General features: G+C 56.1%; 19 protein-coding genes. 14 read left to right on the forward strand and 5 right to left on the reverse strand.

What is annotated here, in order from left to right; translation table 11 throughout:
• Window positions 1-600: 600 nt before the first annotated feature.
• From cobT to NSS83_RS26625, 5 genes are all read left to right on the forward strand, one after another.
• On the forward strand, window positions 601-1,662 hold the full coding sequence (gene cobT / locus NSS83_RS26605) for a nicotinate-nucleotide--dimethylbenzimidazole phosphoribosyltransferase (protein WP_341187418.1): 1,062 nt from the start codon (window positions 601-603) through the stop codon (window positions 1,660-1,662).
• Window positions 1,659-2,216 (forward strand): bifunctional adenosylcobinamide kinase/adenosylcobinamide-phosphate guanylyltransferase, encoded by a 558-nt coding sequence (cobU, locus tag NSS83_RS26610; protein WP_341187419.1) that lies wholly within the window; start codon window positions 1,659-1,661, stop codon window positions 2,214-2,216. Before cobT ends, cobU begins: the two co-directional genes overlap by 4 nt.
• Window positions 2,213-3,025, forward strand: a complete 813-nt coding sequence (gene cobS, locus NSS83_RS26615) for an adenosylcobinamide-GDP ribazoletransferase (protein ID WP_341187420.1) — start codon at window positions 2,213-2,215, stop codon at window positions 3,023-3,025. Before cobU ends, cobS begins: the two co-directional genes overlap by 4 nt.
• 1,044 nt (window positions 3,026-4,069) lie before the next feature.
• Complete coding sequence (locus tag NSS83_RS26620; RefSeq protein ID WP_341188083.1) at window positions 4,070-5,626, forward strand: cobyric acid synthase; 1,557 nt, start codon at window positions 4,070-4,072, stop codon at window positions 5,624-5,626.
• A gap of 2 nt (window positions 5,627-5,628) precedes the next feature.
• Complete coding sequence (locus tag NSS83_RS26625) at window positions 5,629-5,955, forward strand: YnfA family protein (protein ID WP_341187422.1); 327 nt, start codon at window positions 5,629-5,631, stop codon at window positions 5,953-5,955.
• A 103-nt stretch (window positions 5,956-6,058) separates the two neighbouring features.
• On the opposite strand, the gene NSS83_RS26630 is transcribed toward NSS83_RS26625, so the two are convergent.
• Window positions 6,059-7,747 (reverse strand): methyl-accepting chemotaxis protein, encoded by a 1,689-nt coding sequence (locus NSS83_RS26630; protein WP_341187423.1) that lies wholly within the window; start codon window positions 7,745-7,747, stop codon window positions 6,059-6,061.
• Window positions 7,748-8,048: 301 nt separating this feature from the next.
• Between NSS83_RS26630 and NSS83_RS26635 the strand changes: the two genes are divergently transcribed.
• Entirely contained in the window at window positions 8,049-8,756 is a 708-nt protein-coding gene (locus NSS83_RS26635) for a queuosine precursor transporter (RefSeq protein ID WP_341187424.1), read from the forward strand.
• A 116-nt stretch (window positions 8,757-8,872) separates the two neighbouring features.
• Here NSS83_RS26635 and NSS83_RS26640 read toward each other — a convergent pair whose 3' ends face one another.
• The gene (locus NSS83_RS26640) at window positions 8,873-9,967 is read right to left on the reverse strand and encodes a Xaa-Pro peptidase family protein (RefSeq protein ID WP_341346866.1); all 1,095 of its coding nucleotides are present in this window, start codon (window positions 9,965-9,967) and stop codon (window positions 8,873-8,875) included.
• Between the two features lie 174 nt (window positions 9,968-10,141).
• On the opposite strand from NSS83_RS26640, the gene NSS83_RS26645 reads away from it, so the two are divergent.
• From NSS83_RS26645 to NSS83_RS26655, 3 genes are all read left to right on the forward strand, one after another.
• Window positions 10,142-11,347 (forward strand): PQQ-dependent sugar dehydrogenase, encoded by a 1,206-nt coding sequence (locus tag NSS83_RS26645; protein ID WP_341346867.1) that lies wholly within the window; start codon window positions 10,142-10,144, stop codon window positions 11,345-11,347.
• Between the two features lie 133 nt (window positions 11,348-11,480).
• Complete coding sequence (locus tag NSS83_RS26650; RefSeq protein ID WP_341187426.1) at window positions 11,481-12,323, forward strand: SDR family oxidoreductase; 843 nt, start codon at window positions 11,481-11,483, stop codon at window positions 12,321-12,323.
• A gap of 77 nt (window positions 12,324-12,400) precedes the next feature.
• The gene (locus tag NSS83_RS26655; protein ID WP_341187427.1) at window positions 12,401-12,904 is read left to right on the forward strand and encodes an N-acetyltransferase family protein; all 504 of its coding nucleotides are present in this window, start codon (window positions 12,401-12,403) and stop codon (window positions 12,902-12,904) included.
• A 20-nt stretch (window positions 12,905-12,924) separates the two neighbouring features.
• On the opposite strand, the gene NSS83_RS26660 is transcribed toward NSS83_RS26655, so the two are convergent.
• Window positions 12,925-13,278 (reverse strand): helix-turn-helix domain-containing protein, encoded by a 354-nt coding sequence (locus tag NSS83_RS26660; protein ID WP_036727611.1) that lies wholly within the window; start codon window positions 13,276-13,278, stop codon window positions 12,925-12,927.
• 90 nt (window positions 13,279-13,368) lie between these two features.
• Here NSS83_RS26660 and NSS83_RS26665 point away from each other — a divergent pair, with 90 nt between their 5' ends.
• The 3 genes from NSS83_RS26665 (at window position 13,369) to NSS83_RS26675 (ending at window position 16,759) form a co-directional block, all read left to right on the forward strand.
• Window positions 13,369-13,629, forward strand: a complete 261-nt coding sequence (locus tag NSS83_RS26665) for a YqkE family protein (protein WP_036727612.1) — start codon at window positions 13,369-13,371, stop codon at window positions 13,627-13,629.
• A gap of 392 nt (window positions 13,630-14,021) precedes the next feature.
• Window positions 14,022-15,470, forward strand: a complete 1,449-nt coding sequence (locus NSS83_RS26670; protein ID WP_341346868.1) for an RtcB family protein — start codon at window positions 14,022-14,024, stop codon at window positions 15,468-15,470.
• 2 nt (window positions 15,471-15,472) lie between these two features.
• On the forward strand, window positions 15,473-16,759 hold the full coding sequence (locus NSS83_RS26675) for an AAA family ATPase (protein ID WP_341187429.1): 1,287 nt from the start codon (window positions 15,473-15,475) through the stop codon (window positions 16,757-16,759).
• Between the two features lie 244 nt (window positions 16,760-17,003).
• Here NSS83_RS26675 and NSS83_RS26680 read toward each other — a convergent pair whose 3' ends face one another.
• Window positions 17,004-17,936, reverse strand: coding sequence for an IS3 family transposase (locus NSS83_RS26680; RefSeq protein WP_341182892.1), 933 nt, complete (start codon window positions 17,934-17,936; stop codon window positions 17,004-17,006).
• 5 nt (window positions 17,937-17,941) lie between these two features.
• Window positions 17,942-18,256: a helix-turn-helix domain-containing protein gene (locus NSS83_RS26685; protein WP_340750738.1), complete on the reverse strand. Its 315-nt coding sequence runs from the start codon at window positions 18,254-18,256 to the stop codon at window positions 17,942-17,944.
• A 319-nt stretch (window positions 18,257-18,575) separates the two neighbouring features.
• Between NSS83_RS26685 and NSS83_RS26690 the strand changes: the two genes are divergently transcribed.
• Entirely contained in the window at window positions 18,576-19,079 is a 504-nt protein-coding gene (locus NSS83_RS26690; protein ID WP_341187430.1) for a sigma-70 family RNA polymerase sigma factor, read from the forward strand.
• The gene (locus NSS83_RS26695; RefSeq protein ID WP_341187431.1) at window positions 19,072-20,295 is read left to right on the forward strand and encodes an anti-sigma factor; all 1,224 of its coding nucleotides are present in this window, start codon (window positions 19,072-19,074) and stop codon (window positions 20,293-20,295) included. Before NSS83_RS26690 ends, NSS83_RS26695 begins: the two co-directional genes overlap by 8 nt.
• Window positions 20,296-20,349: the final 54 nt, after the last annotated feature.

Below are 20,349 nucleotides of genomic sequence, written 5' to 3' on the forward strand. Positions count from 1 at the left end.
TGAGAAATCCCTTTGGTTGTGGTGGAAGTAAGCGGGTGAATGAGGTGAGAGGGAGAAAATCCTTTGATTCTACAGTGCTGTGAGGCACAAGTGCACCTGATTTCGGCGAAACGGGGCTAGGAGGTTAAATGAGGGGTATTAGTGCACCCGATTTCGGCGAAACGAGGCTTGACGGTCGAATGAGGGGCATTAGTGCACTTGATTCTGGCGGAATGGGGGTAAGCGGTTGAATGAGGAGCATTAGTGCACTTGATTTCGGTAAAATGAGGCTCGATGGTTAAATGAGGGGCATTAGTGCACCTGATTTTAGCTAACTTGACCTACCACACCTTGCACCATTCCGCCACCCCCGCACCTTGCAACTTTTACACAGTATGTTTATACAATGCACCAACTCTACAGCAGTATTTGACTAAATTTATCCTTCTAATACAGGCAGACTTAGACTCTTCTTTTGCTAATGAGCGGCATCGCCTGCAATACTTGCAAATTTAAGCTTCAATGAATGTTAAACAATTTCAACGTGATCTGATCAGCAGACACAGATGTATTCTTGCAACGGGAGTCCGCTTTCGCACTAACTAATAGGAGGCATTATTAATGATCTCAGCCATTCAAGACGTAACCGGACGGATTGCTCCGCCTGACGAAAAAGCTACACTCCGCGCGGTGCTCCGCCTGAACAGTCTGACCAAGCCGCCCGGAAGCCTCGGGCGGCTGGAGGCGCTGGCTGTACGGCTGGCCGGAATCTCCAAAGTAGAGCAGCCCTGCTACAGCAAACGAACGGTAGTGGTTATGGCCGCAGACCATGGGGTCTGCTGTGAAGGGGTCAGTGCTTTTCCGCAGGAGGTGACCATGCAGATGGCCTATAACTTCCTAAGTGGCGGGGCAGCTGTGAATGTTTTGGCCCGTCAAGGCGGTGCTGAGGTACAATTCGTGGATATCGGGATCAACGGCGACATCGACCACCCGCAGCTGATTAACCGCAAGGTCCGCCGGGGCACAGACAATATGGCAGCAGGTCCGGCGATGAGCCGGGAGGATGCGCTGCGCGCGATTCTGGCCGGAGTTCATGTGGCGCAGGAGGCGGTGAAGAACGGCACGGAGATTTTTATTACCGGGGAGATGGGCATCGGGAATACGACAGCCAGTGCGGCGGTCTTGTGTGCACTTGAAGGTATTCCGGCAGAGACGGCGGCAGGACGCGGGACAGGCATTAACGATGAGCGGCTCCAGCACAAAATCTCGGTAATTGAACGTGCCCTCCAGGTAAATAACCCCGACCCCGCTGATCCGGTTGATGTGCTCGCCAAGGTCGGGGGGCTTGAGATTGCCGGGCTGGCCGGGCTGATTCTCGGAGCGGCAGCCCTGCGGATTCCGGTCATTCTGGACGGCTTCATCTCGGGGGCGGCAGCCCTGATTGCCCGGGCACTGGCGCCGGAATCTACAGCTTATATGATCGCTTCCCATGTCTCTGGTGAGCAGGGGCATAAGCTGATGCTGGACCGCCTCGGTCTGGAAGCGCTGATTGATATGGGCCTGCGGCTGGGCGAAGGCACCGGGGGGGCGCTATGTCTTCATTTCATCGAAGCGGTCTGCCGGATTATGCGTGAGATGGCGACCTTCGAGAGTGCGGGCGTCTCCGGCTCGGAGAGCGTATGAGCATTCTGGTCACGGGCGGGGCACGCAGCGGTAAAAGCGGCTTCGCCGAGCGTCTGACTCGCAAGCTGGCTGACTCGCAGCGGGCGGTCTATGTGGCAACCGGACAGGCTTTTGATGCGGAGATGGAGGCGCGGATTGCATTGCACCGGCAACAGCGGCAGGCGGACGGCTTCCAGTGGGAGACGTTGGAGGAGCCGCTTAAGCTCGCAGCGCTGCTGGAGCAGCTCTCCGGCAGCGGCCAGACTGTGCTGGTGGACTGCCTGACGCTCTGGCTGTCGAATCAGCTGCTGGCTGTGGAGGAGAAGAGCGGCAGGAAGGAATTGGTAGAGGCTGCAATTGCGGAACTGGAGCAAACCGTCTCGGGCTTCGAGGGCACGCTGATTCTGGTTACGAATGAAGTGGGCGACGGCATTGTGCCGGAATATGCGCTGGGGCGGCTGTACCGTGATCTGGCCGGAAGAATGAACGCCAGGCTGGCTTCCCGGTGCGGGCAGGTCTTTCTCGTGACTGCCGGAATCCCGATTGAGCTGAGAAGCCGGGAGTATCTCCTGTGAGTGCGCGGGGAAATGCCGCGGCTGCGTTTCAGTTCCTGACGCGGTTTCCGGTCCGCACCAAGGGAGACTTCTCGCCGGAGCTGCTGCGCGCGAGCGTGGCCTATTATCCGCTCGTCGGGGCAGCCATCGGCCTTAGCACCGCACTCTGCGCCGCCGCAGCAGGCTGGCTGCTGCCCGCCTGGCCTGCCGCTGTCGTCACCCTCATCCTGTGGGTAGGGCTGACGGGCGGTCTTCACCTGGACGGCTGGATGGACAGCGCCGATGCGCTGCTCAGCTATCGCTCCAGGGAGCGGATGCTGGAGATCATGAAGGACAGCCGTGTTGGCGCTATGGGCGTGCTGGCCTGCGTGCTGCTCCTGCTGCTAAAGGCCTCGCTGCTGGCGGCATGGCTCGAAGGCGGCAGCTTCAGCCTGCTGCCGCTGCTCCTGCTGCCGCCGGTCTGGGGCCGCTGGTACATGGTGCGGGCGATGGCCCGCTATCCCCTGGCCCGCGGCAATGAAGGGCTGGCCGCCACCTTCGGCGGGCTGCCTACCCGGCAGGAGCGGCGCGCGGGTCTTAGCGCCGCACTGCTGACGCTGGCCGCTGCCGCCGCGCCTCTGGCGCTGGGCGCGGGCAGCGGGGCCTGGCCGCTGCTGGCGGCTGCGGCCATCCTGGCTCCGCTGGCTGCGGCGGCCTGCGGCAGGCTCGCGGCGCGGCGGATCAACAGCCGGCTCGGCGGGCTCACCGGCGACGTCTACGGCGCGCTGGGCGAGCTGCTGGAGACGGTGGTCCTGCTTGTGCTGGTACTGGCTCAGCACAACCTGCCTTAGCGGGCCGCGCGGCAACTGCCCGCATCCGCGTCCGTCTGAATTGTGCGCCGTACCTACACAGTATTTATGCGCCGCTTCGCGCCGCGCCCGTAGCGAACAATCAGTGATACATGTATTCTGTGCAACTAAAAACATTGAAACGGCATGCTTTCTTCTTGTAACTGTAGTCTGTACAACTAAATATGTCTGAATGGGCGAAAATCCAGATATAGTAGAGATTTAATTGCACGAAATACAGCTAAACGGAGATTCGGCGGCAGACCAGGCGATTTAGTTGTACAAACTGCAATTAAGCCCCCCTGCACCCTAACCGGGGCACGGTGAACTCTCGGCCAGCGATAAGTTAAAGCGGTGCTCACAAGTATAGGTCAGATGATTACTAATGCATAATCTGATTTACACTAGCGGGTAGGCATGATGAAGCTTGAAGGACTAGAAGTGAAGTCACTGGGACAAATGTATGCGAAAAACAACATACAATCTGCAGGTAGGGGTGTGTGTGGCTCGAATGTATGCGAAAAACAACATACAATTTGCAGGTAGGGGTGTTTGTGGCTCGAATGTATGCTGAAAACAACATACAATTTGCAGGTATGGGTGTTTGTGACTCGAATGTATGTTGAAAACAACATACAATGTGTAGGTAGAGGTGTACGGGGCCTAAATGTATGCGGAAATCCGAACACAATGTGCTGGCGCGAAGGTAAGGGGCCCTATGTATGCGGAAAACCGAACACGATAGCAGGTGCTGTACCAGTGGTCCTCGTTGCGCCGTCCAGCCCAGGTGCACCGCTTCGTCCGGCGCAAGAACTGACCGCGCCGTCCAGCCCATGTGCACCGTTTTGCCCGGCGCAAGAACCGACCGCGCCGTCCAGCTGCGCGAGCCCTACACCATACACCGCACCACCCGGCAACCAACAGCTGCCGCCGCCAAGCGCCGGCAGCAGCAAGAAAGCGAGGAAGATGAACATGGAAGATACAGCCGCACACACAGGTGCAGCCCGGGCAGCGGAAGCCGGTCAACGGCGGTCCGGCGCTGTGCTGATGATCCAGGGGACGGCCTCCGATGTCGGCAAGAGCCTGGTCACCGCCGCCATCGGGCGGATTATGACCCGGGACGGCTACCGGACCGCACCGTTCAAGTCGCAGAATATGGCGCTGAATTCCTATGTCACAGCGGACGGCAAGGAAATCGGCCGTGCCCAGGGGATGCAGGCGGAAGCCTTTGGCATTACGGCTACCAGCGATATGAATCCGATTCTGCTGAAGCCTTCCGGTGAGATGAGTGCGCAGATTGTCGTGCACGGGGTGCCGCATGCCGCGCTCAGCGCGAGGGAATACCGCGAGAAGTTCCTTCCCGAAGCTAAGGACACTGTAATGGATGCGCTCGGACGGCTGCGGGAGGCCTATGATATCGTGCTGATGGAAGGCGCGGGCAGTCCGGCAGAGATCAATCTCAAGAGCCGGGATATCGTCAATATGAATCTGGCCGGATGGGCGGATTCGCCTGTGCTGCTGGTCGCCGACATTGACCGGGGCGGGGTCTTCGCCTTCATTGTCGGTACACTGGAGCTGCTGGAGCCGCATGAACGCGCCCGGGTTAAGGGCTTCATCATCAATAAATTCCGCGGGGATGTCTCCCTGCTGCAGCCCGGACTGGACTGGCTGGAGGAGCGCACAGGCATCCCGGTACTCGGGGTGCTGCCGTTCCTGCCGCAGCTGCGGATTGAGGCGGAGGATTCCGTAGTACTGGAAGGAACGTCCGGCCGCCAGCGGGAGGAGTCCGCGAAGGAGCTAGATATCGCGGTCATCCGCTATCCGCGGATCTCCAACTTCACCGACTTCGATCCGCTGGAGGAGGAGCCGGATGCTGCCGTACGTTATGTGCAGTCGGCAGATGAGCTTGGAACACCGGATGTCATTATCCTGCCGGGCACCAAGAACACCGCTGCTGACCTGCAATATCTGCGCGAGCAGGGGTTCCCGGCTGCAATCGAGCGTGCGCTGGAGCGGGGAACACGGCAGCTTGCCGGAATCTGCGGCGGGTATCAGATGCTGGGCTTGAAGCTGCTTGATCCCCATGCCGTAGAGAGTGCGGAGCCGGGGGAGAGCGAGGGGCTGGGCTATCTGCCGCTCTCCACAGCTTTTCTCCAGCACAAGACTACGGTGCGGGTGAGCGGCAGGCTGGCTGCGGATCACCCTCTCTGCTTAGGCGACGCAGCCACGGGCGTAACACCGGAAGCATTGCCTGTTGCCGGTTATGAGATACATATGGGAACAACCACGAACCACGATCCGTCTTCGGTTCTTAGTCTGTTTACACTGGGCGGACCGGAAGGGCAGGCAGTGCAAGAGGGCTGGGGGACACGGGACGGCAGAGTTTGGGGCAGTTATCTGCATGGGCTGTTCCATAATGATGCTCTGCGCCGGAGCTGGCTGAACGGACTGCGCATTTCCAAGGGATTGGCACCACTGACCGCTACTTTCTCGGCTGCTGCACTCCGTGAGCAGGAATTCGACCGGCTGGCAGATGCCGTAGAGTCCCATTTGAATATGGCTGCCGTATATGCAATTATGGGTCTGCCGGGAGGGGGAGAATAGCGATGCTGCTTGCCGTGCTGCTATTTGTCGTAGCTGGTCTCGCTGAGATCGGCGGCGGGTATCTCGTCTGGCTCTGGCTGCGGGAATCGCGCCCGTTATGGTATGGGTTGGCAGGCTCGGTTATCCTAATCGCCTATGGTATAATCCCGACCCTGCAGAAGTTCCCTTCGTTTGGCCGGGTATACGCCGCTTATGGCGGAGTATTCGTCGTGCTGGCTGTCCTGTGGGGCTGGCTGGTGGACCGCAAGACACCGGATCTCTACGATTGGATCGGAGCCGGCATCTGCGTCATCGGGGTATCTGTCATTTTATGGGCGCCAAGGCACTGAGCAACAACCGTCACTTTTCATAAAAAAAGCAGTTCCAAAGGCCGCGTCGCCTCGGGAACTGCTTTTTCTATTAGTTAGTTTAACTGATTAGCTTCCAGCACCCTCAAATCTTAAACTGCTGAGCAGCCTTCTGCAGCTTCACGGCCTGCTGGTACAGATGCTCCACAGTCTGGGCGTGGCCCTCCAGCTCCTCATGCTGGCGGGCCGAGTTGTCGGCAAGTGTGTCTGCGTTCTGCTGCGATTTGGCGGTAATCTGCGCCGTTTCTTCTACAGAGGCACTGACTTCCTCGGTGCCTGCCGAGATCTGCTGAGTGGCGGCAGAGACGGACTGGATGCTGTGATTGATGCTCTGAATGAGGATCAGCAGGTGGTTGAAGGCATTGCCGGCTTCGGTCACCTTATTCATCCCGGAAGCCACCTCAGCGTTGACATGGTTCATTTCGGATACGGACTGGTTCATATCCTGCTGCAGACTCAGCAGGAATTCGCGGATCTGTTCATTGGATTCCTTGGACTGCTCGGAGAGCTTGCGCACTTCCCCGGCAACGACAGCGAATCCGCGGCCATGTTCCCCGGCACGTGCGGCTTCAATGGAAGCATTCAGCGACAGCATCTGAATCTGCTTGGTAATCTCGGTAATCCCTTGCACGACCTCACCAATCATCAGCGAGCGTTCGTTCATCAGGCGGAACTGCTCCAGCGATTGTACGGAGGCCTGCTCTACCTGGCGCATCTGCTCCACTGCACTCTGGGCAATATCGTTGCCGCTCTGGGCTTCGGTGGAAGCCTCGCTGATCTGCTCGGTGACCTCACCGGCGGCGGAGGCAATATGCTGGATGCCCATATTGATCTCATCCATCGCGCGGGAATTATCCATCGCGCTGCTGGCAATCATGGTGCTGCCCTTGCCGATCTCCTCCACAGAGGCCGCTGAATGTTCAGCCATCTCATTAAGGATCTGGACACGCGTCTTCAGATCATTGGAATCAGCCACTACGGTCCCGGAGGTATCCAGCACATGTCCGATCATCTCCTTCAGACGTTCACTCATGATGCGGAAGCTCTCGGAGAGCTGTCCGACTTCATCCGTACCCCCCAGGGTCAGCGCTTCGGTGAAGTCGCCGCTTGCCAGCTTGTTGCTGTAGGCAGCAAGCTTAGTGATCGGGCGGGTAATTCTGCGGCTCATGAAGCCTGCGGCAGTGACCCCTACCAGCAGTGCCAGCAGGGTAATTCCTGCGCTTGTCCACAGGATGCTGCTCATCTTGTCTTTGACGAAGTCCATATCTGCGCTTGCAGCTACAATCATGGTCGTTCCGGGAACGCCGACATAGGCACTTTTATGTATACCATGGCTATCACTATACATCTCACTAAGTCCATTTTTTCCTTTGGAGGCTTGCTCCATGGCAGGAGATACTTCTATTACTTCATCCGGTTTGAGCTTGGCACCATGATCTGCGGTCAGGACAGTGGCCTGGCCATCCTTCAGATTGATGAGGAAGATAGTATCCACATCCAGCTTTTTACGCTTATCCTCCAGGTAGAATTCGACATTGGTCCTGGCCTGCTCATTTTTGTTCAGGGTCTGCTGCGCACTGGTTGCATTCAGGTTCTTATAGGCATCCTGGGCGGCGGCACTCAGAGACTTGTCGATCTGCGGAATGACATAGCTGTTAATGGTCCCGATAGATATAAGGTAGAAGCTGATACTCAACGTAAGAGAAGTGAGTAGCAGAACGACGAACAGCAACAGCGTAAACTTGCGGCTAATTGATTTTTTGAAGCCAAACATGGCATTCGCTCCTTTTTACGTGAAATGCATCTTAATCTCCATATTCTATAGAATTAACCTCCGGTTGAATAGTGAAAAATTGCTATATGCTGCATTATTTTCAGAAAATCCTGAATATTTAACGACTCTATCACTATTTCGGCAAAAAGAAGCAAGGAATTGCTGCTTTTCTGAAAATTTAAAATTTCATAGCATGTTAGCTTTGTATGTGATAGAGTAATTATGTTTTGTTTCTTAACCACTGTGATCCGCGGTTCGTAACCATCCCGCGTAACCAAAACTAGGAGGAATACCAGGCATTATGTTTAACTTGTTGTGGGGCGTTTGTTTCGTTGTCGTTAATTTTGTGTTTTTTCTGCTGTGCTACCGCTTATTCGGTAAAAAAGGGCTCTACGCCTGGGTCGGCATGGCGACCGTAGTCGCTAATATCCAGGTGGCCAAGACCATTGCAATGCCGTTCGATATCGTGATGACGCTGGGTAATACGATGTATGTCACGCTCTATATGACCAGTGACCTGCTCAATGAGCGGTACGGGCGGGCTGAAGCGCGGAGTGCTGTGTGGTTCGGCTTCTTCACGCTGCTGATGACGACCGTCATTATGCAGATGGTGCTGGTGTTCAAGCCGCAGGAGACGGACATTGCCCAATCCGCGCTGCAGACGATATTCGGCCTGATGCCGAGACTGGCGCTGGGCAGTCTGACCGCTTATTTTATCAGCCAGTTCCTGGATGTACGGCTCTACGCCTGGATCCGGAAGTATTACGGCAGCTCTAAGCAGCTATGGATCCGCTCGAATGGCAGCACGATGATCAGCTCCTTTGTCGATACGCTGATCTTCTGTACGATTGCTTTTGCCGGAACCTATGACATGAAGGTGTGGACCGAGATTCTGCTGACCACCTACCTGTCCAAGTTCATCCTCACGGCCGCCGGCACACCGGTGCTGTATCTGGGCCGTTCCTTCAAATTCGCCGAAGATGAGCAGAAGCCTGTTATCCGGGAGTAAGCCTCCCGACGATTAAAGCCCCAGCCCCCGGAGATCCGGGAGTCTGGGGCTTTTGTGTGCCGTGATGTATGGCGGACTCGCGCGCTAACTTGAAGCTTCCTGAACGCTCAGCAGAATTACAGGTTAAGCACTGTCCATTCTTTGGGAAAGCTGGTCAGCGTCTGCGGACCTTCGGCGGTGACCAGCACATCATCTTCAATGCGCACACCGCCGAGACCCGGCACATAAATTCCCGGCTCTACGGTGAAGACGTTGCCGTTCTGGATAATATCCGTATTCAGCCCGTGCAGCGAAGGGGACTCATGGGTGTCCATGCCCAGTCCGTGTCCGACACGGTGCATGAAGTACTCCCCGTAACCTGCGGCTTCAATCACATCACGTGCGGCCTTGTCGACAGAACCGAAGGACGCTCCGGCTACGGCGGCGGCAATGCCTGCTTCATTGGCGGCAAGCACAGCACTATATATATCACGCAGTCTGCTGTCCGTTTCTCCCACCGCGAAGGTGCGGGTGATATCGGAAGCGTAGCCTCCGGCATACACACCGAGGTCGAACATTAGCAGGTCGCCCGGCTGAATCAGGCGTTCGCCTGGTACACCGTGCGGAAGGGCCGTATTCGGGCCGGACAGCACCATCGTATCGAAGGAGGGGCCGGAGGCGCCGACTTTTTTCATCAGATACTCCAGCTCCGCTACCAGTTCAATCTCGCTGACTCCGGCTTTGACATGTGCCAGGCCTTGGCGGAGAACCTCCTCCACCAGCTCGGCGGCATGCTTCATGATACGTACTTCCTCCGGGGTCTTGACCGCGCGCATCGCCCGGAGCAAATGGCCGATATCCTGGTAGGAACCGGCGGCGACCGCTTCTGCGAGGAGCTCATACCGGCTGACGGAGAAGTGTTCCTTCTCAATGCCGATACTGCCCGGATTAACACTGCCGAAGCGTGACTTCAGCAGAGCGTAAGGGTTGTCCGTGTCGTTGTGTGTCAGAATCGTCTTCACCGAGGAGGCGGCATGCGCGGCTTCGGCATCCAGCGCCGGAACGATCAGCACCGGTTCTTCGCCCCGGATCAGCAGCAGGCCGAGAAAACGTTCATGCGGGTTGCTGGCAAAGCCCGTCAAATAGTACACATGCTTAGGATCGGTTACGAGCAGGGCATCCAGGCTTGCGGCTGTCATGTCCTGCTCCAGTTGTTGCAGAGCTGCATTCATTTCAATAGTTCCCCTTTCATCTACACGCTTGAACAGCAATGTTTCCATTATAATTCATAAAAATGGATGCTGCACCTCCCGTTATCACTGTAGCCTCAGTCGTTTGAGGAATAGAAGCATAGGGTAATAGTTGCCACAATCAGGATCTGATAATACCTGAAGGAGGTTAGGGATATGACTGGATCAAAAATTAGGTTGCTCTCTCGTGCAATTCTGCTACGTGTAACACTGGTCTTGCTGATGACTTTGCTGTCAGCCTGCAGCTCCGCTGCACAGGAGGATAAGCTGCAGGGCAATGGAGAAGAAGGCCGTCCGCCGGCTAACGCTCAGCCAGACGAAGCTCCGGGTGCCTCCCCGGGTTTCCCCTATACTGCAGAGACGCTGGCCAGCGGGCTGGAGGTTCCCTGGGAGATGGCATTTGCGCCGGACGGACGGATTTTCATTACAGAGCGCACCGGCAGCCTGCGTGTCATAGAGAACGGCAAGCTGCGCGATGCTCCGCTCCTGAAGCTCTCTGATCCTTTGGTCAGCAAGGGAGAAGGCGGGCTCTTGGGCCTTGCGCTTGATGCTGATTTTGAGCAGAACGGACGGGCTTATGTCTATCACACCTACCGCACCGAAGAGGGAGAAACGGCCAACCGGGTATTGCAGCTTCAGATTGGAAGCAGCGCAGCAGAGATCAGCGGGGTTCTGCTGGATCATATACCGGGGGACACCAATCATAACGGCGGGCGGATCAAGATCGGTCCGGACGGGAATTTGTACATCACCACAGGTGACCGCTATGAGCCGGAGCTGGCGCAGGACAATAATAGCCTGGGCGGCAAAATCCTGCGGATTACGCCCCGCGGCTCCATCCCCGAAGACAACCCGTGGCCCGGATCGCCGGTCTATAGCATGGGCCACCGCAATGCCCAGGGTCTGGCCTGGCAGCCGGAGAGCGGGGCGCTCTACAGCTCCGAGCATGGCCAGTCCAGTCACGATGAGCTGAATCTCATCGAGGCCGGAGCCAATTATGGCTGGCCGCTGATCGAAGGCGATGAGACTGAAGCCAGCCAGCCTGAACTTGTGACTCCGCTGGTTCACAGCGGGAAGGAGACCTGGGCTCCGTCAGGAATGACCTTCATTACGCAGGGACCTTGGGCCGGTGAGCTGCTGGTTGCCAGTCTGGCGGGACAGCAGCTTCTAAGGGTCTCGCTGCCGCCTGCGGGCGGAGCGCCTTCAATGACCAGCCTGTTCAAGGACAAGTACGGGCGAATCCGCAAAGTGGCGGAAGGGCCGGATGGCACACTGTACCTGATGACCAACAACCGCGACGGCAGAGGCGACCCGCAGGAGCAGGATGATCAGCTGATTGCGCTGCGTCCGGACTGGAAGTGAAGAATTGGCGGGTCTTTGACTATGTTAACCCTCTGAAATGATGTAACATGAGCTTAGCGCATATACTCGGATATGGAGTAAGGCTAGGCCAGTGCTTAAGCTGTGCCGGCCGGCGAGGAAGGGGAGAATGTCCATGCAAGGCAAAACCGTGCTGATCACCGGTGCGAACTCCGGGATGGGGCTGGCCACAACCGTAGAAATGGCCCGCAGGGGAGCAACTGTCATTATGGCCTGCCGCAGCCTTAAGCGGGGAGAAGAGGCACTTGCCGAAGCAGTGCGGCAGAGCGGCTCCAGCCAGATCCGGCTGATGCTGTGCGATCTGGCTTCCTTCGATAGCATTCGCGCTTTTGCCGGGGAGTTCACTGCCGAATATCCGGTACTGGATGTTCTGATCAATAATGCAGGGGTGGTAGCACTGAAGCGTGAGCTGACAGCGGATGGCTACGAGCTGGATCTGGGCGTGAATCATCTGGGTCATTTCCTGCTGACCCATCTGCTGCTGGAGCGGCTCAAGGCCGCAGAGCAGGGGCGGATTGTAGTGGTAGCCTCGGGTGCCTATAAGATCGGCAAGCTCTATCTTGAGGATCATACGTTGTCGCGCGGCTTCAATCCGGCCAAGGCATACGGCCGCTCCAAGCTGGCGAATATTCTGTTCACCCGCGAGCTGGCGGAACGCTTGAAGGGAACGCAGGTGACGGTGAACAGCCTGCATCCGGGTGCAGTAGGAACGAGCATCGGCGTGAACCGGGAGACGGGCTTCGGACGCCGGGTTCTGAAGCTGATGTCCTACTTCTTCCTCACTCCAGAGCAGGGGGCGGATACAGCCATCTATCTGGCAACTGCGCCGGAGCTGGACGGGGTAAGCGGGCAATATTATTACCGCCGCAAGATCAAGGAACTGACGCCACGGGCGGAAGATACACAAGCAGCCGCAAGATTATGGAAGTGGAGTCTGGAGCAGACGGGGCTTGAGTAGAGCTGCTGCGTAATAAGACCGGCTTGGAGTATAATTACTGTACGTATGCTTATACCACAATTAGGAGGAAATAGAGCATGGAATGGCAGGCTTATACCATAGAGGATGCACGAATTGAGGATTTGGGAGCGATTGTGGAGATCTATAATTCGACGGTTGCCGGAAGAGTGGTAACTGCGGATCTTGAACCGGTTAGCGTGGAAGAGCGGGTGGGATGGTTCCATGAGCATAGCAGCCATCACCGGCCGCTGTGGGTACTGAGACAGGGCAGCGAGATCGCAGCCTGGTTCAGCTTCCAGTCATTCTACGGACGTCCGGCTTATAATGGAACAGCAGAGATTAGCGTCTATGTAAATGAGAAATTCCGCGGCAGCGGTGCAGGAAGCATTCTGCTCGCCAAGGCAGTGGAGGAATGTCCGCGCCTTGGGCTGCAGAATCTGGTCGGGTTCGTATTCGGCCATAATGAGCCCAGCCTCGGACTGCTGCGGAAGTTCGGCTTCAAGGAATGGGGGCTGCTGCCTGGAGTCGCGGTGCTTGACGGCATCCCGCGCGATCTGGTCATCATTGGCCGCAAGCTGTAAATGTATAAATAGACAGGCCTTTATTGGGGTTGAGGAGGAGCGCTGAAGGCGGAACGGCATTCCTCTTCCGTAATCCATGATTCCGACCAGACCTGAAGATCGCGGATGACGGATTCCAGCGCCCGGCCTTTGCCTGTAAGCGAATACTGGATGCGGACGGGGGTCTCCGGGAACACCTCGCGCAGCACGATGCCTTCCTGCTCCAGCTCCTTCAGCCGTTCAGACAGCAGTCTGCCGCTGACAGGCAGCGAAGACTCGATTTCCCCGAAGCGCTGGGGCCCCTGGAGCAGCTGATAGATGATTAAGCCCGTCCAGCGTCTGCCGATAATATCCATGCTTTTTTGTAATCTTGGACATAACTCTGTGGATTTCATTAGGCTCACCTCTTACTGTACATTATAAACGAATTTCCCTGTACCTAAAACAAATTTGAAGGATTATAGATGCATGAAAGGATGATTCCCATGGCAAAAAAGAAGAAGAATACACCGGCCCCGCGCCCTGCGGCAACGGATGCTCCGGCAACCTTGAAGGATATGCTCAGCGGCGAGGTGCTGGAGAAGCTAAAGGCGCAGTCCGATGCGCTCAAAGCAGAGGAGCGGGACAAGAAGGAGGCTGTCCTAAAGGCAGCGGAGGATAAGCGGAAGGCGGAGCAGAAGCGGCTGGAAAACGATTTCGGCCACCTGCTGGAGAACAGTAATCAGGACTGGTCCAAATTTAAGTAAAATAATTCTTTACCAGAATAAGGGTTGACAATCTGCTGCAAGGCCATATATTATTGGGTTTATCATTTAGAGAAGGGAGGCTGACGGGTCATGATTGGAACAAATGAACGGAACAGACAGCAGGATCACCTGACAACCGCATATGTACGATCTGATCTCATCGCCTTCGTCCGGAAGACATAATGCGCAGGGTATTGCTGCTGATGTCTGAACTGAATACGGGTGTGCTTTGAACGGGTGCAAGCTTCAACGGGAAGCTGCACTTAGCGCGCCGGGAGCCGCATGATCAGAACTGGTCTGCGGCTCTTTTTTGTGTACCTGGAAACTCGAAATCTGCATAACCCCTATGGAACCAAACCAGAAACCCAACCTGAGAGGAAATGAAAATAGATATGAACAGCATGAAGCAACAAGCGGAGGAAATTTCCCGCTATAAACATGAGGTGGCCCTTCCGGGCGGCGACCTCAAAATCTACGCCAGTGAGCAATTATTCGGCACGCTGGATTACAAGGTCCTGGAGATGGCTAACAATAATCTGCAGATACCCGGCATCGAATATATGAGCTATACCCCGGATGTGCATGTAGGCGTCGGAACCTGCATCGGTACAACCGCAGTCTGGGATTCCGGATCAGGCTATGTGTCGCCGTCCATTGTGGGCAGCGATATCGGCTGCGGGATGCGCGTGCATCTGACCAACCTGCATATGGATGATCTGCGTGAAGTGAAGCTGCGCCGCAAGCTGGTCCGCGCCATTGAGAAATATCTGCCGATGGAGGCCCAGCAGCGTGGCCACTACAGTGATATCCGGCTGGAGAATATCGTACGCAAGGGCCTGCACGGCCTGCCGAACAAATATATCCCGGACAGCTACACGCCGAAGAAATCAAGTGCGCTGTCCCACGTGGAGATCAGCAAGCTCGGCTTCGATGAAGAGATTCTGAATGAGCTGCCGGACATGGCTTGGCACCGGGGACACCGCCAGCTCGGAACCCTTGGCGGGGGCAACCATTTCGTGGAGATTCAGGCGATTGAGATCGCAGAGGAGCAGCGGGAAGTAGCCGAAGCCTGGGGGCTGAAGGACGGACAGATTGCCGTGATGATCCACTCCGGCTCACGGGCCTGGGGCGGTATGGTCAATCAGTTCTGCACTCCGGCGTTCGCCAAGGTCATGGGCCAGCTGGGGCTGGGCAGCGCCGACCCGCGTCTGATTTTTGCGCCTCTGGCACACCCGCAGGCTCAGCGCTATGTTAATCTGATGTACTCAGCACTGAACTATGCGGTGGTGAACCGCCACCTGATCGCTTATGGAGTCCGTGAGGGCTTCCGGGACGTCTTCGGCACGAAGTGCGAGCTGCGTACCCTTTACGATCTGATGCACAATTACGCCTGGGAAGAGAAAACTTCCTCAGGCAGCAAGTTCGTCCACCGCAAAGGAGCCACCCGCGCTCTGCCTGCGGAGCATGCGGATAATCCGCGCCCATATGCAGCGACTGGACATCCGGCGCTGATTCCCGGCTCGATGGGCACCTCATCCTATATCATGGTCGGCCAGACCGGCGGGGAAGAGAATTATTATTCCATCTGCCACGGTGCAGGACGTATCCGCTCCCGCTCGGCCACCAAGCGGCTGGTGAGTGTCCAGGAGTTCTCCCGGTCGATGAAGGTGGGGACGGAAGATGAGATTGTCGTGAACCAGCATTCCCTGGAATCTATTATTGACGAATCTCCCCAAGCCTATAAGAATGTAGATGAGATCATAGAAAGCGTTACGGGCGCCGGCCTGGCTGCCGTGGTGGCCAAATGCAAGCCGCTCGCAGCGATAAAGGGGACGAAATAAGGATGGAGCAGGAGAACAAGAAACCGGCTGTAATCTATGAATATGATGAAGAAAGAGCCGGAATTATCAAAGGCTACGATGTTTACGCCCGTCTGGTGGACGGCATCCTTGAAGCTCTCTATACCCGGTACGGTGTCCGTTATGAGCTGTATGCCAGTGATGATCCCAACAGTGAGTACTGGAAGCTGCTGGAGAACGATGTGCAGAGCGGGAATGCCGGTGTGGAGCATGTAGCGCGGATTTTTGACCGGCTGGAGGACCGGACCTTCGTGTTCGATGATGAGAAGGAGCAGCCGGAGTATCATATCCATCTGTCGGTCCGTAATAATGTGCTCGCTTATCCGGCGATGGGCATTGCGCTGGCGCGGGTTCCGGTGTTTCAGGAGAACGGGATTAACTTTCAGGATTATGTGTTTGCCGCATCAGATCAGCAATTGCAGTTCTTCCTTGGCAATGTGCGCAAGCGTCAGCGGGAGCAGAATATCAACAAGGTGACGGTGTTCACTGACCGGCGCAACGGGATTTCCCGTGAGGATGAGCCGATTACGCGTGCGGTTAGGCGTGAAGAGGTGATTTTGGATGCCGGTATCAAAAAAGAGATCTACCGCTCGCTCGACCAGTTCTTCGATAGCGACCGCAGCTTCTATGTCACCTACGATATCCCGTACAAGCGGGGGATTCTGCTCTACGGGCATCCGGGCAACGGCAAGACCACTCTGGTCAAATCCATTGCCGGAAGCGTGCCGGGGCCAGTGCTCTATTGGCAGATTACGGAGTATACGAGCAGCGAATCGGTGAATGAGGTGTTCGAGGCTGCGGCGCGGCTGGCGCCGATGGTACTGGTGATTGAGGATATTGACTCCATGCCGCAGGAGGTCCGCTCCTTCTTCCTCAACACGCTGGACGGGGCGACCTCCAAGGAAGGAATCTTCCTGATCGGCACGACTAATTACCCGGATAAAATCGACCCGGGTCTCATGAACCGCGCCGGGCGCTTCGACCGGGCCTATGAGATCAAAATGCCAAGCGAGGCGTTGCGCCTTGAATATCTGCAGCTGCGCGGCTTCTCCGCCTTCGCAGGTGAGGAAGGCACGGCTGCCGCTGCGCGCCTGACCGGGGATTTCTCCCTGACTCAGCTCGGCGAGCTGTATGTCAGTGCTGCACTGGAATGGCATGAGAACGGCACGGCGGATGTGGAGCTCCTTGTGCGCGGCATGCGCGGCGAGCTGGACAAGGGCCGCAAACGGGAATGGATGAAGGATGCTTCGTCCAGCATCGGCTTTTATTGAGCCGCCGGGGAACTGTGGCGGAATAGCAAGTACTTGAGGGAGCCGTGAGGCTCCCTTTTGTTCGTAATGTTCAGGAAATGATGACGGGGAGGTGCTTTGGCCGAATGTATGTTGAAAACAACATACAATGTGCTTGGACGCAGGCATGTGGCCAAAATGTATGTGGAAAACAGTATACATTCGGTGCGACCCCCTTATCCCGGAGTCCTCCGTATCAAATCAGTACTTATCGTAGATATGCTCTTTATTTCGCTTTTTCTCTCGGCCAGAAGAAGCGGGAGCGGTCTTCTTGGGTCAGGACCCACTCCGCAAACGTAGCTGGCGGCATGTTCCGAAGGCTCGTATGCATTCTGCGGTTGTTGTAAAAGTCCATGTACCGGTCCACCGCTTCATAGGCCTCTTCGAACGTGTCGAATGCCTCTTTGCGGAACAAATCCCGGTCAATATTACTGTGGAACGATTCAATAAAAGCGTTTAAATCCGGCGTTCGAGGCGGAATGCGTTCATGGGTCATTTCCCAGCTTTCACACATGTCGCCAAACAGGTGGCTGACGAACTGTGGGCCGTTGTCGGTGCGGATCACCGGGCGTACGCTGCCAGGGGCGCAGTGTTGCTCCATGGCGCGTCCCAGCGTCTGGCAGGCGTGCTTGGCCTCACACGACGATCCGCGGTGGTAGCCGACGATGACACGGGTAAACACATCGATAATGCTCAGGACAAAGAAATGCCGGTCCCGGCCCGCCACGTACCCGTACTTAATGTCCATCTGCCAGAGCTGGCCTGCTCCGGTAATGACCCGGTTCTCCGGCAGCTTCCGGGGATGCTTAAAACGCTTGTGACGCTGCGGCTGCAGGATATCCAGCGCCTGACACAGCCGGTAACTTTTCTTGTGATTGAGCTTTAAACGGTGCTGGTTCCACAAGCACTTGGCCAGCAGTTTGTATCCGTACACGTGCTCTTCTCCAGCGATTAATTCCAGCAGCCATTCCTGGATTTCCTCGTCGCTAATTTTCGCTCCAGACTCGGTCAGAGAGTAGCCGGGTACGGGTCTTCCGCGCCCCTGGAGTACGGCCTGTGCATCCTGTGACTTGCGTTTCTTACGGTCGTAGTACGTGGACTCTGCGAGCCCGATGAGACGTAGTACCAACGCTGCGGAATATCCCTGCTTAATGAACATCTCGGCTACCTCGATTTTTTCGGATAAGCAGGGGTTGGCTTTTTTAGCAGTTCACGCAGAATCTCAATCTCTAACTCCTTTTCACCGAGCATCTTGACCGCCTTCTCATATTTCTGCTCGACCTCTACCAGGCGCTTCAGTTCCTCTACCTGCTCCTGGGGGTACGGATGATCTTGTTCTCCATGGGCTTCCCGGTAATCCCTCACCCACTGATTCACCGTGGACGGAGTCACCCCATACTTTCGGGCAACCACCGCCGCCTTAATGCCAGATAACACCTCTTGCGCTGCCTTCTCTCTTGTTCCTGTTAAGTGTCCCATACCGTTCCTCCTCCTCCTATCTCTAGTCTACATTTTTGTGGGGGAGGACTCCAACTTCATTAGGGGGCTGTGGAGCATTGTGCTGGCACGTAGACATATGGCCCAAATGTATGTTGAAAACAACATACATTGTGCTCGCACGCAGGCATATGGCCCGAATGTATGCGGAAAACAACATACATTGTGCTGGTGCTAAGGTAATTACATATGGTTTCACATCTTAGGACGAACTTGTTTAGGTTCCAAAGTATGAAAGAAATTTCCTGCAAAAGTGTAACTTTTCGCGTGCTCATACGTGGATGGAGTAAGGGGGGAGGAGATGGAGCCGAATTCGCTGGATGAACTATATGAGCTGTACGTGGCCGATATCTACCGCTATCTGCGCTCCCTCTGCCAGGATCATCATGCGGCTGAAGATTTGATGCAGGATACCTTTTACCGTGCATATCTGTATCTGGAGGATTGCCGGGAGGAGCGGATTAAGCCGTGGCTGTTCAGGGTGGCCTACAACGCCTTCATTGATTATACGCGCAAGGAGAAGCGGAGTGTGGCGAAGGAAGGCGCTTATTTCAGCAGCCTGCCCCACCCGGAGACGACGGAAGGCACTCTGCTGAAACAGGAACGCTGGGAGGAAGCGGCGCGGGCGCTCAGCCTGTTGCCGGAAGGGCAGCGCCATGCGCTGCTGCTGCATGATGTTCATGGACTGACCTACAAGGAAGCTGCTGTCATTATGGATGTGGGCCTTTCCCAATACAAGATACTGGTGTTCCGCGCCAGACAGAAGCTGCGCGAAGCGGAGCGGAGGAGGAATGAGCATGAGTGAGGAGTTCAAAGCGAAGCTGCGCCAATACAGCGAGGGTACACTCCCGGAGGAAGAGCGTGAGGAGCTGGAGCGTGAGCTGGCGAAGCTTGAAGCGTATCAGCTGTATCTGGAGGAGCAGATGGAGCAGGAGGAGCAGAACAAGCAACAGGAGCAGGCAAACGGGCCGTGGAAATGGATGGACCGGACAGGGGGAGCAGCCTCCGGGATGCCGCAGGACAAGAAGAAAAAGAAGCGAGAGAAGAAAATTATCCGCCGCGGCAAATGGAAAGCACGAATCACCAACACGTTTACTGTATTTTCGGCGTTCCTGATCTTTACGGTCATCAGCAGCATCATTACAACAGTCTTCTACAACACCGGCGACCGCATGGATACCTACCGTGATGTGGTGTCATCAACGATTGCCGTTACCCGCCCTAACACCACGGTGCATCTGTCAGCGGATGTGCGTTATTTTTTCCGGATGGAGTTATCCGGGAATCTGCTGAAGAAGGTGGGCAGCGAAAGTATTCAGGTCGGTAATTATACACAGAAGTTTCTTCTGGGGCTGGACAATATTGGTGAGTTTAATTGGATGGATGAGCGGAACGGGTCTGGAAAAGTGTTCTATTATCCGTCAACAGAGGGGACTGCCGGGAGCGGGGATGACAATGACCAGTGGAAGAGGCTTGCGAAGCTGCCTGAAGGTACGGTTGCCGAGGCGTATCTGTCGCTGGACCGTCTGTACACGACAGATGAGCTGCTGAAGCAGCTGGAACCGCTGAATCTTCAGCCGGTCTGGTTCGGGGCGGATGCCGGACCTTCGACGAGGGAGAACGATGTGGTCGTACACCCGCTTGGCTTCCCATATAATCCTATCTGGCATAAGGATGATATGAAGAGAACCGCAGTCACCAAAGAGAAAACAGGCTGGTTCAGCTCTGTATCCACCTACGGCAGCGTGTCGCCTTCCGTCGAGGCATACGGGAGCGGTGAACTGCGTGATGCGAATTTCATCAAGACACTTAGACTGCTGCAGGAGCATCCGGGGCTTACCAGGTCAGCGGCGTATATCAATCAGTTAGACACCTCCGTGGCCTATCTGGAGCAGAACGGGGTGAAGCTCTATGGGGCCGTTGTCACCGGACCGGTCAAGGAACTGCTGAAGCTGCGCGAGGCTTCATGGGTGAGCCACCTCCAGGTGGGGGAAGTGCGGCTGTGGAACTGGACGGAGTGAGGATTGCAATACAGGATAATGTCCAAGAGCCGCAGTTTACAGCGCTCCCCGGCA

The sequence above is a fragment of the Paenibacillus sp. FSL H3-0469 genome, assembly GCF_038051945.1.
Taxonomy (GTDB): domain Bacteria; phylum Bacillota; class Bacilli; order Paenibacillales; family Paenibacillaceae; genus Paenibacillus_AQ.